Consider the following 13,994-nt stretch of genomic DNA (forward strand, 5'->3'; position numbering starts at 1 on the left):
TTCCTGAACCTTGCTTACTCTTGCGGTATTACCTTGCCGATGAACGGCAGATTGCGGTACTTCTGGGCATAATCGATGCCGCAGCCCACCACGAATTCATCCGGAATGGAGAAACCGATCCAGTCCACCGGCACCTGCACTTCACGGCGGGACGGCTTGTCCAGCAGGGTGCAGATGGCCAGGGATTTCGGCTCGCGCAGGGAGAGGATCTCGCGCACCTTGTTGAGGGTGTAGCCGGTGTCGATGATGTCTTCGACGATCACCACGTCCTTCCCTTTGATGTCGTCATCCAGGTCTTTCAGGATGCGCACGTCACGGGTGCTGTGCATGCCGGAGCCATAGCTGGAGGCGGTCATAAAATCCAGGGTGATGGGCAGTTGGGTCTGGCGGCACAGGTCGGCCAGGAAGACGCAGGAGCCGCGCAGCAGGCCGATCATGACCACTTCATCAGAGCCCTGGTAACGGGCGGTGATCTCTTCACCCAATTTGGCGATCCGGGCGGCGACTTCAGCCTCGGAGATCATCACCTCGACAGTGTGTTTCATCACTTACTCCATAATGGCCAAAGCAAATTTGGCCGTTCATTAACGTCAAAACCGATGATTCTACCATTCAAGCCGAAGGGCGTCAGGCATACGTGATGCTTTTATCTGCTTATTTTAATTGATAGAGTTAGCAGGCCCTCGGGCATTATCGGTGACAATACTATAAACACCATAATCAATAACTATTAGATGAAAAAACTATGGAACCACGCGCAGAAATTAGACGTCGAACCCGGCTTTCGCCGGAGGCCCGACGCAATCAATTGATGGAATGTGCCATCGAGGTGTTCTCCCGTCGCGGCATCGGCCGTGCGGGTCACGCCGAAATCGCAGAACAGGCCAAGGTCTCGGTTGCTACCGTGTTCAACTATTTCAACACCCGTGAAGAGCTGGTGGATGAAGTGTTGGCCGAGATCGAACGTTTCGTGCATCAGATGCTGGAACAGGCCTACTCCGGCCAGGGCCCGGTCAGCGACAGCATTCGCCGCCACGTGAAGCTGTTTGTTGACGCCGCCTACGATCAGCCTGACCACGCCAGCATCTGGCTGGAGTGGAGCTCATCGGTGCGGGAAGAGGTCTGGCCCCGTTACGCCAAGCTGCTGGACAAGGCTCTGGAGCGCATTGCACCTCACCTGCAACGCGCCATGGATGCCGGCGAGATCCAGAGTGTGCTGTCGGCGCAGGATCTGGCCCGCTCCCTGACCGGCTTCGGCTACGTCATGATGCAGATGATCAATCAGCCACAACGCCCGAGCCGGGAAGAGGTGACCGATTTTCTGTTCAAGTACGTAACCGCCCCCATCCAGGCAGCCTAATCCGCTCCAGCAAAAAAGCGGCGCCGAACTGTTCAGGTCGGCGCCGCTTTTGTTTGTCCGCTATCCGCTCATCTCACCCTTTGGCGTAGCCCCAGCGGCGGGTCAGTGCGTGTTCGATCCCCAGATGATCGAGGATCCGCGCCACCATGAAGTCCACCAGATCCGCGATGCTTTTCGGCTCATGATAAAAGCCCGGCGCCGCCGGCATGATGGTCACGCCAAGGCGGGCCAGTTTCAGCATGTTCTCCAGATGGATGGCGGAGAAGGGGCTCTCGCGGGGCACCAGAATGAGCTGGCCGCGCTCCTTGATCACCACGTCCGCCGCCCGCTCCAGCAGGTTGTCAGAGGTACCGTTGGCAATGGCCGAGACGGTGCCCATGGAGCAGGGGCAGACCACCATCTGTCTGGGCGCCGCCGAGCCCGAAGCCACCGGCGAGAACCACTCCTCCTTGCCACAGGCGACGATCTGCCCCTCCTTGGCGCCATATTGGCGACAGAGGTAGGCAGAGAGCTCTTTTGGCGAGCCAGGCCACTCCTGCTGCTGTTCGGTCTTGAGCACCACACGAGCCGCCGAGGACGCGAGCAGATAGACCCGATAGTCCGCCTGCACCAGGCATTCCAGCAAGCGCAGGGCATAGGGGGCGCCGGAGGCGCCGGTCAGCGCCAGGGTGATCGCTTTGTTCATAGCTGGCCGTGATAGTCCTTGAGGCGGGCGATCAGCTTGTCATGAATGCCGCCGAAGCCGCCGTTGCTCATGATCAGAATATGATCGCCATCACGGCACTCGGCCACCAGCCGGTTGATCAGGGTCTCCAGATCGTTGAACACCTTGGCCGGTCGGGTCATGTGGGCGGTCACCTCACCGAGATCCCAGCCGATGTTGGGCGGCTGGAAGAAGAACACCTCGTCGGCGCCGTCGAAGCAGCCTGCCAGCTCCTCCTTGTGCACTCCCAGCTTCATGGTGTTGGAGCGGGGCTCCAACACCGCCAGGATGCGGGCCTTGCCCACCTTGGCGCGCAGGCCACCGAGGGTGGTTTCGATGGCGGTGGGGTGGTGGGCGAAGTCGTCATAGATGCTGATGCCGGCCACTTCCCCCTTGAGCTCCATGCGCCGCTTGGGAGACTTGAACTGGCAGAGGGCCGCGATGCCGTGCTCCACCATGACACCGGCATGGCGGGCGGCTGCAATGGCCATCAGGCCGTTGTTGACGTTGTGTTCGCCGATGCACTCCCAGTGCACCTCGCCCTGTTTCACGCCATCCAGCCACACCTCGAAGGCAGAGCCATCGTCGGCCAGCTTGACCGCCTTCCACTTGGCATCGTCCTGACCCACCAGCTCCACTTCACTCCAGCAGCCCATCTTGCGCACGGCGGCCAGGTTCTCGTCCCCCTTGGGGAAGAGCACTCGACCGTTGCTCGGCACGGTGCGCATCAGGTGGTGGAACTGGCGCTGAATGGCGGCCAGATCCGGGAAGATATCCGCGTGGTCGAATTCCAGGTTGTTCATCACCAGGGTACGCGGGTGGTAGTGGACGAACTTGGAGCGCTTGTCGAAGAAGGCGCAGTCATACTCGTCCGCCTCGATGACAAAGAAGGGGGCGGAGCCGAGACGGGCGGAGACCGGGAAGTTGCCGGGCACGCCGCCGATGAGGAAGCCGGGCTCCAGCTTGGCGTATTCCAGTACCCAGGCCAGCATGCTGGCGGTGGTAGTCTTGCCGTGAGTGCCGGCGACGGCCAGCACCCAGCGATCCTGCAGCACGTGCTCCAGCAGCCACTGGGGGCCGGAGATGTAGGGCAGATTGCGGTCCAGCACATACTCCACACAGGGGTTGCCGCGGCTCATGGCGTTGCCGACCACCACCAGATCCGGCGCCGGATCGAGCTGGGAAGGGTCGTAGCCTTCGGTCAGTTCGATACCCTGTTGCTCGAGCTGGGTACTCATGGGGGGATAGACGTTGGCATCAGAGCCGGTGACCCGATAACCAAGCTGTTTTGCCAACACCGCCAGACCACCCATGAAGGTGCCGCAGATCCCGAGAATGTGAATATGCATACCGCTTCCTTTCGCAGTAAAGGGAAGTGCGCATTCTAACAAGGTGACGGCAATTTGGCAGACCCAAGCTGCACGGTATCCACCAACTCTGTCGCAGTGGCCCTGAAATATGGTCATTTGACGCGACATCGCTATAATATCGGCCTGCAAACTTGACTCCAACACTCAAAGGAAACGTCATGAGCCTGAATCTGGTACCGGCTGGCAAGAGCCTGCCCGACGACATCTACGTCATCATCGAAATCCCGCAGAACGCCGACCCGATCAAATACGAAGTCGACAAGGACAGCGGTGCCATCTTCGTTGATCGCTTCATGTCTACCCCGATGTTCTATCCGTGCAACTACGGCTACGTGAACGCCACCCTGTCTCTGGATGGTGATCCGGTTGACGTGCTGGTTCCGACTCCCTATCCGCTGCTGGCCGGCTCCGTCATTCGCTGCCGCCCGGTTGGCGTGCTGAAGATGACCGACGAATCTGGCGAAGACGCCAAGATCGTGGCCGTTCCGCACTCCAAGCTGACCAAGCAGTACGACCACATCCAGGATGTGAACGATCTGCCCGAGCTGCTGCGCGCCCAGATCCAGCACTTCTTCGAGCGCTACAAAGAGCTGGAAGCTGGCAAGTGGGTCAAGGTTGAAGGCTGGGGCGACAAGGCCGCTGCCGAAGCAGAGATCAAGAGCTCTGCCGAGCGTTACGCTGCCAAGTAAGCGTAACCTTCGTGAAAAAGGCGCCTCAGGGCGCCTTTTTCGTGGGCGGTTGCTGGGACTGACCCGGTGTCACACCGCTGGGATCCCCCTGTATATAGATGTCGCGTCCATCCTGCTGATAGGGCCGGTAGTAATTCCCCCCGCAGCGATAACTGCCGCCAGCATCGCTCATCAGCTCGCAGTTCACCGGCAGCACCTCCAGCCACTTGATGGCCTGCTGGAAGCGCAGCCACTCCTGCCACTCATGTTCCTTCGCCAGCTTGTCGCGCAGGGCAAAGGTATCCGCGCTGGACATCCCCTGGTTGACGATGACAGGCCCCGCCGCGGCCGGCAGCGTGGTCAACAGCAGCAACAAGGGTGTGATTCGCTTCATGACGGTTTCCTGCATGACTTATTTCCAGAATTAAATTAAAAGCCCGATCAATCTGTTATCAAAATCACAAATGTCAGACTCATCCAAAATCGGCCAGCTCACCTAGTTGTTTATTATCACCCCGAGCAGGATGCACATCATGAAACTGGCACAAGGTCTGTTGTTGAGTCTAGTGTTCGCGTCCATGGCCGGGGCCAACGAGGTCACCCTGAGCTGGCAATGGCAATCGAGCGACGGTCAGCAGAAGCACCTGCAGCTGAACGCGGACGAGCGGGTCATCGCCGCCAGCCGCCACGAGATGACCCTGCTCGATGCCTCCCTCAACTATCCGCTGGAAACCCTCTACTCCTACATCAGCCCGCGGCTCTACAACAGCATCAACCTCATCAATCAAACCAGCCCCGAGACCGCCACCAAGTTTCGCAATCTGGAGCAGGCCTTCACCCTGCACGACGACAGCATGGAGTCGACCCTGTTCTGGCAGGCCTATCAGCAATATCAGGACGACGCCTTCTATCAGATGCGAGTGGTACCCTGCGTTCACCCCGCCAACCGCAAGCTGCCCTGTGTGCGCCCCAACTATTCCCAGCTGTTCTACCAGTTCAAGGGCGACCTGAGGCCCCTGGCGAAACAGTTCCTGGCCAAGGATCTCGCCACCAGCGTCGGCCTGCTGCAGGAGTGGCTGAGCGGCATTCCCACTCCGCCCGAGCAGATGGATCATTTCGCACCGCCGCTGCAGGCCTTGCAGAACAACAAGGCGGACAGCGACGAGAAGGCGCTGCTGATGGCAAGCCTCTTGGCCGAGCTGGCCCCCCAGTACATGCTCAGCATCATCTATCCGAACATCAGCATTGGCAGCGTCTCGCCAGCCTGGCTGGCCATCACCGCCGACAGCGGTTTGAAAGGGGATACAGTGGTGATCGGCAATCAGCGTCACATACTGCTGACCGGCTCGCCCCTGCTGGCCCAGCAGATGACCATGGCCAAGATCCCGCTGGTGAGCGAGCCGCTCTACTGAGGCCTATCCCCTTCCTCAAGTCTGGCTGCAGAGCGCGGCCAGACTCCTCAAACCAGTTGATAAGCAATTGATTTTTATCGACTGCGTGCCATCCTAGCCGCCTTTGCCAGCCAGCCCCCGTGCTGGCGGGCAGTCGAACGCCTCAATGCCGGCTTTTATTTAACACTTTTTAAACAGATCCGATCAGTTTAGGATGAGTTCGGCCCCATTCCCTCAATGCAAAAATCGTTATAACATAACAAAAGGAGTGTCATCAGGATGAAACATCTCGTACTTACTCTGGCGCTGCTGCCAACGCTGGCCCTGGCTCACAACATCAAGGAGTCGGCCCAGGTGCCGCTGGTCAACATCGGCGACAAGGGTGAGCTGGTACTGAAAGAGAAAGAGATCGGCTATCAGCCCTAGCAAAGCAAGGTACTGACCGGCAAGGTCTTTCTGATCCAGCACATCGCCGGTCGTTCCAGCGCCAAGGAGCTCAATGCCCCCATGATCGAAGCGATCAAGGCGGCCAAGCTGCCCCACGACAAGTACCAGACCGTCACCATCATCAACAGCAATGACGCCATCTGGGGCACCTCCGGCTTCGTGAAGAGCAGTGCCGAGGACAGCAAGAAAGAGTTCCCCTGGTCCGCCATGGTGCTGGATGCCAAGGGCATGGCCCGCAACGCCTGGGATCTGGCGCCGGAAAGCTCGGCCATCATCCTGCTGGACAAAGAGGGCAAGGTGCTGTTCGTCAAGGACGGTCAGCTCGATGCCAACAATATCGCTACCGTGATGGGGCTCATCCAGTCCCATCTCTAAGCCAGAGAAAAGGGGCGCTGATGGCGCCCCTTTGATAGGGGTCTATGGGTCGTACCAAGCTGAAAATCTGGTTGCTGCTGCTGGGCTGGTTGTGGCTGCAACCGGTGCTGGCACAACATCCGCTGGAAGCCGACCTGCCCGGCCACAACCACGCCTGTGTCCTCTGCGCCCTGCATCTGGATGGCAAGCTGGCACTCACCCCGACCCTGGTCATCCCCTCTTCACAGGTCGTCATCGGCAAGCTCCTTGATGCCGCCTTGCCCAAACCTCATGCCACCCCCTCAGGTCAGTGCCGCATCCGCGCACCGCCACCACTTCATCGCTTATCCGGCTAAATCCATTTTTCAATAAATTTTTCAAAGGATTAACGATGAAAGCAGTCACCCTGTTACTGGCGGCCGCCGCATTTGGCGTGCAGGCAAACCACGATGAACACGACAGTCACGGCCACGGTGCCCACGAACACGGCCACGGCCACCTCAATCTGGTGCTTGATGGCAACCAGCTGATGATCGAGCTGCAGGCCCCCGCCGCCGACCTGGTGGGCTTCGAGCATGCCGCCAAGAGCGACGAAGAGAAGGCGCAATACGCCAAGGCCGTGGCCCAGCTCAAACAACCCGATGCCCTGCTGCGCTTCGACCCGGCCGCCGGCTGCACGCTGACCCAGCAGGCGTTGCAGGCCGCCAAGGAAGATCACGACCATGACCATGACCATGACCATGACCATGACCATGACCACCAGAAGTCTGACGGCAAGCACGACGAACACCAGCACGACGATGCCGGTCACGCCGACATGGGTGCCATGTACACCTACTCCTGCGCGGAGCCAGCCAAGCTGACCGGGCTGGAAGCCACCCTGTTCAGCGTCTATCCGAGCCTGGAGAAGCTGAGCGTGCAGGGCATACTGCCCAGCGGCCAGACCGCGGCCGAGCTGACCCCCTCCGCCAACAAACTGAGCTGGTAACGCCATGAAAAATGCCGTGGTTGAGATCCGCGATCTGGCCTTTGCCTGGCCGGGTCACGAGGTTGTACTCGATCTGCCCGCCCTCACCATCGGCGAGGGGGAGCGGGTGTTCATCAAGGGACCGTCCGGTTCGGGCAAGTCGACCCTGCTCGGCCTGCTGGCCGGGATCCAGACCGCCAACCACGGCACCCTGGAGGTGCTGGGCCAGCCGCTGGCCCGGCTCTCTGGCCGTGCCCGTGACCACTTCCGGGCGGCCAATCTGGGTTACATCTTCCAGCAGTTCAACCTGCTGCCGTTTTTATCCGTGCAGGACAACGTCACCAGCGCCCTCACCTTCTCCCCCGAGAAGCGGGCCCGGCTGCAGGGCAGCCCGGCCGACGAGGCGCGCCGCCTGCTGCGGGAACTGCAACTGCCCGAGGAGGCGCTGCACAGGCCCGTCCATGCCCTCAGCATCGGCCAGCAGCAACGGGTGGCCGCCGCCCGCGCGCTGATCGGCTCACCGCCACTGGTGATCGCCGACGAGCCCACCTCGGCGCTGGATACCGACAACCGGGCCGCCTTCATCAAGCTGCTGTTCGAGGAGTGCGACAAGCAGGGCTCGACCCTGGTCTTCGTCAGCCACGACCCCTATCTCGAGCCGCTCTTCCCGCGGGTGGAGAACCTGCAACAACTGAACCGGAGGGCAACATGCTGAGCACCGTTCAACACTGCATCTCCCTGATGAATGCCATTCGCACCCACGCGGTACGACCACAAAACCGGAGGGTCACGTGCTGAAACTCGCCCTGCAAAGCCTCTGGGCCCGCCGCCTCACCGCCGGGCTCACCCTGCTGGCGGTCGCCATCAGCGTCACCCTGCTGCTCGGAGTGGAACGGGTGCGCAACCAGGCGCGCGAGAGCTTCGCCAATACGGTGTCGGGCACGGACCTCATCGTCGGCGCCCGCTCCGGCCAGGTGAACCTGCTGCTCTACTCGGTGTTTCGTATCGGCAATCCCACCAACAACGTGGGCTGGGATGCCTATCAGGCCATCAAGCAACAACCCGGCATCGCCTGGACCATCCCGCTTTCCCTTGGTGACTCCCACAAGGGATTCCGAGTGCTTGGCACCAATGGCGACTACTTCACCCACCTCAAATATGGCCAGCAGCAGGCGCTGGCGCTGCGTGAAGGGCGAGCGTTCGACACGCCGTTCGAGGCGGTGCTCGGCGCCCAGGTGGCCGAGAAGCTCGGCTATCACCTGGGGCAGTCCATCGTCATCGCCCACGGCGCCGGCAACACCTCGTTCAGCCAGCACGACAACCTGCCGTTCAAGGTGGTGGGGATCCTGGCACCGACCGGCACCCCCATCGATCGCACCATCCATGTGCCGCTGGCCGGCATCGAAGCGATCCACCTGGGCTGGGACACCGGCCGTCACAGCAAGAACGTGACCGCCGAGCAGGCACTGGCGCAGGATCTCACCCCCAAGACCATCACCGCCTTCATGGTGGGGCTCAGCAACCGGATCCTGGCGTTCCAGCTGCAGCGCAGCGTCAATACCTACCGGGGCGAGCCGCTGATGGCGATCCTGCCGGGGGCCGCCCTGCAGGAGCTGTGGAACCTGATGAGCGTGGCGGAGACGGCGCTGTCGGTGATCGCCGGCTTCGTGGTGGTGGCAGGCCTCATCGGCATGCTGACCACCCTGCTGGCCGGCCTCAACGAGCGGCGCCGTGAGCTTGCCATCTTGCGCTCCCTCGGCGCCGGCCCGGCTCACCTGTTCCTGCTGCTGGCGCTGGAGGCGATGGCCCTCACCACCGCCGGCATTGCGCTCGGGGTGGCCGCGCTCTACCTGGGCCAAGCCCTTGCTACCCCCTGGCTGCTCGGTCACTATGGCCTGCAATTGAGCCTGGGGCTGCCAAGCGCCCACGAGTGGCAACTGCTGGGGCTGGTCTGGCTGGCCGGCATGGTGATAGGCCTGTTGCCCGCCGCCCGCGCCTATCGCTACAGCCTGAGCGATGGCATGAGCATTCGCGTCTAGCCAGGCGCCCATAAGAAACGAGAAGGACAGATGATGAAGTGGAAAATCGTGGCGCTGCTGGCCGCCCTGCTGACGCTGCCGGCCATGGCCGCCGACTACAAGACCATCGACTGGGATGTGCTCATTCCGGAAGGTGAAAAACTGCTGCCCCCACCCCAGGTGAGCCACGATGGCAATCTTGCCTCAGTGCCCCAGCCGGTGGGCGGGGTCAACAAGAAGCTGGACAACCAAGAGGTGCGCATCCCGGGCTTCGTGGTGCCGCTGGAGGGGGATGCCAAGAAGATCACCGCCTTCCTGCTGGTGCCCTACTTCGGCGCCTGCATCCATGTGCCGCCCCCGCCCACCAACCAGGTGGTCTATGTGAGCTACCCCAAGGGAGCGCCGGTTGACGACCTGTGGGACGCCATCTGGGTGAAGGGCAAGATGCGCACGGTCAGCTCCAGTCACGAGATGGCCACCGCCTCCTATTCGCTGGAGGCGGTCGAGGTCAGCGTCTACGAAGAGCAGTAACCAGGCACACACGGCCTCCCGCGGGGGGCCGTTTTGTTATCCGCGACGGCAAGAACCCGGCCAGCCCCTGCCTGAGGGATTGCCCGCCATCCCGGTTGGAGTAACATTCAAGGCCTAGACCTTGCGATCACGGAGCCAGCATGGCTGACCTGCCCCCGCCCAAGAAAGAGAGTTCCATCCTGAGCAGCCAGGAGCAGACCCTGCGCCTGGCCCGCAGCCGCGGCATCGACGGCATGCTCACCCGTAACAGCGACAGCACCTTCGAGCAGCGCGCCGCCTTTCGCCAACTGGCGGATCAGGCCGCCCGCCAGCGCAACCTGGAGTCCATCATGGTGATGGCCTCCCGCCATTGCGAGGAGACCGCCGCCGGCGGCGAGATGGACAGCGACTGGCTGACCCACTTCCTGCAACTGGCGGAAGACATCAGCATGGTGCCCATGCAACAGCTGTGGGGCCGCATCTTCGCCATCGAGATCGCCACCCCGGGTCGCTTTTCCATCCGTGCCCTCTCCACCCTCAAGGAGATGACCCAGCGCGAGGCCCAGCTGTTCCAGCGCATCTGCTCCCTCTCCTGCCACTACGTGGGCAGCGACGAACAGCGCCTGCTGCTGGGGCTGCACAAGGGGGCCAGCCTGCTCAGCCGCGCCCGGGTGACCCGGCTCGGCCTTGGCAAGTACCGCATCCCCTACAACGCCCTGCTGCAGCTGTTCGAGCTCGGCCTGCTGCACCGGGGCGAGCTGGAATCCGGCCCGCTGCCTGCCGACGGGGTGGAGCTGGAGTTCGGCGATCAGCGCTGGCGCCTGCAGCGCAAGCAGACCAACATCACCCTGCTCTACTACCGGCTGACCCCGGTCGGCAACGAGCTCGCCCAGCTGCTGCAGGAGCCGCCGCTGGAGGAGTACCTGCAGGATCTGAAAACCGTGCTGGTGCAGGGGCTGCAGATCGAGACCATGATGCTGACCCCGCCTGCCGGGCCTGAGCCAGCCCCGGCCGAACCGACCCCCTGATCCTCCGGAGCCCGTCAGGGCTCCGCTGTTTTGCGCTCCCCAGCGCCGCTCGCGAAATGGCGCCGCCGTTGCCAAAACGGTTCCTGAAATGCAAATCCGCCGCCTCTGACTCACCAGCCCCACACTCTCAGATCCGCTCGCCACCGGCCATCGCCCCCCGCCGTGCCGCATGAGTGCCGCATGATCGACGATTTCCGCCCCCGCTGGTGCAGCCCTTGCATTGGTGATGACACCTTCCCCACAACCCGGTTTCGGAGCACACCATGAGAGTCAATCAGCCTGTCACCCAGCATGAGCGTCGCTATCCCGAACACCAGCACCTCATCTCCACCACGGATCTGGAGAGTCGCATCACCTACGCCAACGAGGAGTTCTGCCAGATTGCCGGCTTCACGCTGGAGGAGCTGCAGGGGGAGCACCACAACCTGGTGCGCCATCCGGACATGCCCAAGCAGGCCTTCGCCGACCTCTGGCACCATATCCGGGCCGGCAAGAGCTGGATGGGGCCGGTGAAGAATCGCTGCAAGAATGGCGATCACTACTGGGTCAGCGCCTTCGTCACGCCGATCAAGGATGCCCACGGCAAGGTGGTGGAGTATCAATCGGTGCGTACCGCCCCCAGCGAGGAGATCAAGCAGCGGGCCGAGCGCATCTATGCCGGGCTGCGCGCCGACAAGGCGCCGCTGGCGCTCAGGCTGCCGGCCTTCTCCCACACGCTGGCAATCACCCTCTGCCTGCTGCCGAGCCTGGTGGCCATGATGGCGCTGGGGTATGAGCAGGCCTCCGGCTGGCTGCTGGCCCTGGCCGTGCTGCCTTTGCTGCTGGCGGCCATGATCACCCAGGCCCTGAGCCGTCGCCTCGGCAAGCTCGACAAGCTGGCCCGCAGCCGCTTCGACAACCCGCTGATGCAGCTGCTCTACACCAACAAGGTCGACAACATCGCCGCCATCGAGCTCGCCATGCTGATGAACCAGGCCGAGTTCAACGCCGTGCTGGCGCGCACCCAGCAGACCTGCAGCCGGATCCTGCACTCGGCGGAAGGCGATCTGCGCAATGCCGAATCCATCACCAGCAACCTGCAGCAACAACAGGCCGAGACCAATCAGGTCGCCACCGCCATCACCCAGATGGCCGAGTCGATCCGCGAGGTGTCCCACAGCTCCACCGCCGCATCCGACCTGCTGGATGAAACCGCCGACCTGTTCCGGGAGGGCAACCGCAGCGTGCAGGAGACCATAGGGGCGGTCGAGGGGATGCACGGCGAGATCGCCACCTCCCAGACGGTGATCCACACCCTGGCGACCCAATGCCGGGATATCGACGGCATCCTCGATGTCATCAACAGCATCGCCAACCAGACCAACCTGCTGGCCCTCAATGCGGCCATCGAGGCGGGCCGCGGTTTCTCGGTGGTGGCGGACGAGATCAGATCCCTGGCCATCAAGACCCAGTCCTCCACCGGCGAGATCCAGAAGATGATCAACCTGCTGCAAACCAGCGCGGCCAACGCCGAGCAGGCGATGGAAAAGGGGGGGGATCTCTCCGCCAGCTGCCAGCAGAAGGCCTCCGCCACCGGCACCATACTGCAGCAGATCAACAGTATGTTGCAGCAGGTCGCCTCCGGCAGCAGCCAGATAGCCCAGGCCGTGCAGGAACAGTCCCAGGTTACCGTCGACATCGACCGCAACGTGCTCAGCATCAAGACCCTGGCCGATGACTCCAGCGTCGGCAGTCAGCATGCCGTCCACGGCATCAACCAGCTGGTGCGGCAACTGAGCGACCTGGATCGTCTGGTTCGCCAGTTCCAGCAACAACCCGCCTCTCCACAACTTGCCAATCCCAGCCCCGCCGGCCAGGTGGTGCTGGCCCGCTGATCCCAAGACCGTGCGCTAACAACAAAAAAGGGCCCCTGTCGTCACCGGCAGCTGGCCCATTTATCTTGGGAAACGCGGATTTGACCGGGTAGGGACGCCCACGCCATTACTGGCCCGGCCTTGATGTCATTACCTTGGCATCTGCTCTGCAACTCATCCAACAGAGTGGCATCCCGCAGTTCATTCCCCCCGCCCAAATGCGCAGCGAGCATTGAGAAAGTACGGACGCTGAGATACCCCATCGCTCGACCGCCACCCCATAACGGTTCAATTTATTGATCTTGCCCGAGAAATCACCCACTCCCCCTTCCCTAACCAGCTCCGTTCGGTAACATGCCCATCAGGATCACCTCTTGTCGGAGTCAGCCATGTACCAGACCGGAGCCACACCGCAGGGAAAGCGCAGCAGACTGGAGGCTGAAATTCAGGGGCGGTAGCCTTGCTTGGGAAAGTGCGAACAAGTCCTTGATGTGAGATCATGAACCCCACTTGGCATCAGGGATGAGGTTCAGCATGAGTCACCAGCTCACCTTCGCGGACTGCGAGTTCAATGGCAAACGCCGTAAAACCCGTAAAGAGATATTCTTGGCTCGCATGGAGGCTGTGCTCCCATGGCCAAGGATGCTGGGGGTCATCGAACCCGTCTATCCCAAAGCTGGTAACGGGCGTCGTCCCTACCCACTCGATACCATGCTCCGCATTCACTGTATGCAGCAGTGGTACAACCTCAGCGACGGCGCCATGGAGGACGCACTCTACGAAATTGCCTCAATGCGTCTGTTTGCCAAACTCTCCCTGGACCAGGCTATCCCTGACCGCACTACCATCATGAATTTCCGGCATCTGCTGGAGCAGCACCAACTGGCACGCCAACTATTCGAGGCCATCAACCAGTGGCTCTGTGACGCTGGCATCATGATGAAGCAAGGCACGCTGGTCGATGCCACTATCATCGAAGCCCCCAACTCCACCAAAAACAAGCGGGGAGAGCGTGACCCCGAGATGCATCAGACCAAGAAAGGCAATCAGTGGTATTTCGGCATGAAGGCTCATATCGGCGTTGATGCCAAGAGTGGCCTCACCCACAGTCTGGAGACCACGTCAGCCAACGAGCACGACCTCAATCAGGTGGGGAATCTGCTCCATGGCAAGGAAGAGTTTGTGTTCGCTGACGCGGGATATCAGGGGGCAGAAAACCGTGAAGAGCTGGCCGATGTGAAGGCTGAATGGGCGATTGCCAGGCGCCCTGGCAAACTCAAGGAACTCAAAAAGCATCCTCGTAAAAACAAGACAGTAATTGCTTT

The 13,994-nt window shown here is 61.6% G+C and carries 15 protein-coding genes and 1 pseudogene; 12 read left to right on the plus strand and 4 right to left on the minus strand.

Features of this window, described 5'->3' with window-relative positions; all coding sequences use genetic code 11:
- Positions 1-14 precede the first annotated feature (14 nt).
- A complete protein-coding gene (gene hpt / locus CAK78_RS07835; RefSeq protein ID WP_005304637.1) occupies positions 15-545 on the minus strand; it encodes a hypoxanthine phosphoribosyltransferase in 531 nt (176 codons plus the stop codon).
- A 200-nt stretch (positions 546-745) separates the two neighbouring features.
- Here hpt and CAK78_RS07840 point away from each other — a divergent pair, with 200 nt between their 5' ends.
- On the plus strand, positions 746-1,360 hold the full coding sequence (locus CAK78_RS07840; RefSeq protein WP_005304640.1) for a TetR/AcrR family transcriptional regulator: 615 nt from the start codon (positions 746-748) through the stop codon (positions 1,358-1,360).
- Positions 1,361-1,433: 73 nt separating this feature from the next.
- On the opposite strand, the gene CAK78_RS07845 is transcribed toward CAK78_RS07840, so the two are convergent.
- Both CAK78_RS07845 and mpl read right to left on the minus strand, forming a co-directional pair.
- Positions 1,434-2,045 carry a flavin prenyltransferase UbiX gene (locus CAK78_RS07845; RefSeq protein ID WP_094696924.1) on the minus strand — a complete coding sequence of 204 codons (612 nt, stop codon included), beginning with the start codon at positions 2,043-2,045 and terminating at the stop codon, positions 1,434-1,436.
- Complete coding sequence (gene mpl / locus CAK78_RS07850; RefSeq protein ID WP_005304646.1) at positions 2,042-3,412, minus strand: UDP-N-acetylmuramate:L-alanyl-gamma-D-glutamyl-meso-diaminopimelate ligase; 1,371 nt, start codon at positions 3,410-3,412, stop codon at positions 2,042-2,044. The genes CAK78_RS07845 and mpl overlap by 4 nt, the downstream gene beginning before the upstream one ends.
- A 179-nt stretch (positions 3,413-3,591) precedes the next feature.
- Here mpl and ppa point away from each other — a divergent pair, with 179 nt between their 5' ends.
- A complete protein-coding gene (gene ppa / locus CAK78_RS07855; RefSeq protein ID WP_005304649.1) occupies positions 3,592-4,122 on the plus strand; it encodes an inorganic diphosphatase in 531 nt (176 codons plus the stop codon).
- A 25-nt stretch (positions 4,123-4,147) separates the two neighbouring features.
- Here ppa and CAK78_RS07860 read toward each other — a convergent pair whose 3' ends face one another.
- Positions 4,148-4,510: a hypothetical protein gene (locus tag CAK78_RS07860; protein ID WP_176452719.1), complete on the minus strand. Its 363-nt coding sequence runs from the start codon at positions 4,508-4,510 to the stop codon at positions 4,148-4,150.
- Between the two features lie 124 nt (positions 4,511-4,634).
- Between CAK78_RS07860 and CAK78_RS07865 the strand changes: the two genes are divergently transcribed.
- From CAK78_RS07865 to CAK78_RS07910, 10 genes and pseudogenes are all read left to right on the plus strand, one after another.
- Positions 4,635-5,513: a hypothetical protein gene (locus tag CAK78_RS07865; protein WP_005304657.1), complete on the plus strand. Its 879-nt coding sequence runs from the start codon at positions 4,635-4,637 to the stop codon at positions 5,511-5,513.
- A 258-nt stretch (positions 5,514-5,771) separates the two neighbouring features.
- Positions 5,772-6,314 (plus strand): annotated as a pseudogene (locus CAK78_RS07870) (YtfJ family protein).
- Positions 6,315-6,358: 44 nt separating this feature from the next.
- Entirely contained in the window at positions 6,359-6,649 is a 291-nt protein-coding gene (locus CAK78_RS07875) for a hypothetical protein (protein WP_021468272.1), read from the plus strand.
- A gap of 35 nt (positions 6,650-6,684) precedes the next feature.
- Positions 6,685-7,281, plus strand: coding sequence for a DUF2796 domain-containing protein (locus CAK78_RS07880; protein WP_094696926.1), 597 nt, complete (start codon positions 6,685-6,687; stop codon positions 7,279-7,281).
- 4 nt (positions 7,282-7,285) lie between these two features.
- Positions 7,286-7,975, plus strand: coding sequence for an ABC transporter ATP-binding protein (locus tag CAK78_RS07885; protein WP_017780513.1), 690 nt, complete (start codon positions 7,286-7,288; stop codon positions 7,973-7,975).
- 76 nt (positions 7,976-8,051) lie between these two features.
- Positions 8,052-9,299 (plus strand): ABC transporter permease, encoded by a 1,248-nt coding sequence (locus tag CAK78_RS07890; RefSeq protein ID WP_094696927.1) that lies wholly within the window; start codon positions 8,052-8,054, stop codon positions 9,297-9,299.
- 30 nt (positions 9,300-9,329) lie between these two features.
- Positions 9,330-9,809, plus strand: coding sequence for a DUF3299 domain-containing protein (locus CAK78_RS07895; protein ID WP_017787621.1), 480 nt, complete (start codon positions 9,330-9,332; stop codon positions 9,807-9,809).
- 140 nt (positions 9,810-9,949) lie between these two features.
- On the plus strand, positions 9,950-10,816 hold the full coding sequence (locus CAK78_RS07900) for a TIGR03899 family protein (RefSeq protein WP_017787620.1): 867 nt from the start codon (positions 9,950-9,952) through the stop codon (positions 10,814-10,816).
- Between the two features lie 263 nt (positions 10,817-11,079).
- Positions 11,080-12,690, plus strand: coding sequence for a methyl-accepting chemotaxis protein (locus CAK78_RS07905; RefSeq protein ID WP_094696928.1), 1,611 nt, complete (start codon positions 11,080-11,082; stop codon positions 12,688-12,690).
- A 513-nt stretch (positions 12,691-13,203) separates the two neighbouring features.
- Positions 13,204-13,994: IS5 family transposase (locus CAK78_RS07910; RefSeq protein ID WP_141214105.1), on the plus strand; the 791-nt coding region annotated here is incomplete at its 3' end.

The sequence above is a fragment of the Aeromonas sp. A35_P genome (genome assembly GCF_002259925.1).
GTDB lineage: Bacteria > Pseudomonadota > Gammaproteobacteria > Enterobacterales > Aeromonadaceae > Aeromonas > Aeromonas dhakensis.

Coding starts and splice junctions, on each gene's coding strand:
- CAK78_RS07865 (WP_005304657.1), top strand. CDS start 4,635: ATGAAACTGGCACAAGGTCTGTTGTTGAGTCTAGTGTTCGCGTCCATG.
- CAK78_RS07840 (WP_005304640.1), top strand. CDS start 746: ATGGAACCACGCGCAGAAATTAGACGTCGAACCCGGCTTTCGCCGGAG.
- CAK78_RS07895 (WP_017787621.1), top strand. CDS start 9,330: ATGATGAAGTGGAAAATCGTGGCGCTGCTGGCCGCCCTGCTGACGCTG.
- CAK78_RS07905 (WP_094696928.1), top strand. CDS start 11,080: ATGAGAGTCAATCAGCCTGTCACCCAGCATGAGCGTCGCTATCCCGAA.
- CAK78_RS07875 (WP_021468272.1), top strand. CDS start 6,359: ATGGGTCGTACCAAGCTGAAAATCTGGTTGCTGCTGCTGGGCTGGTTG.
- CAK78_RS07845 (WP_094696924.1), bottom strand. CDS start 2,045: ATGAACAAAGCGATCACCCTGGCGCTGACCGGCGCCTCCGGCGCCCCC.
- CAK78_RS07900 (WP_017787620.1), top strand. CDS start 9,950: ATGGCTGACCTGCCCCCGCCCAAGAAAGAGAGTTCCATCCTGAGCAGC.
- CAK78_RS07885 (WP_017780513.1), top strand. CDS start 7,286: ATGAAAAATGCCGTGGTTGAGATCCGCGATCTGGCCTTTGCCTGGCCG.
- CAK78_RS07880 (WP_094696926.1), top strand. CDS start 6,685: ATGAAAGCAGTCACCCTGTTACTGGCGGCCGCCGCATTTGGCGTGCAG.
- CAK78_RS07860 (WP_176452719.1), bottom strand. CDS start 4,510: ATGCAGGAAACCGTCATGAAGCGAATCACACCCTTGTTGCTGCTGTTG.
- hpt (WP_005304637.1), bottom strand. CDS start 545: ATGAAACACACTGTCGAGGTGATGATCTCCGAGGCTGAAGTCGCCGCC.
- ppa (WP_005304649.1), top strand. CDS start 3,592: ATGAGCCTGAATCTGGTACCGGCTGGCAAGAGCCTGCCCGACGACATC.
- mpl (WP_005304646.1), bottom strand. CDS start 3,412: ATGCATATTCACATTCTCGGGATCTGCGGCACCTTCATGGGTGGTCTG.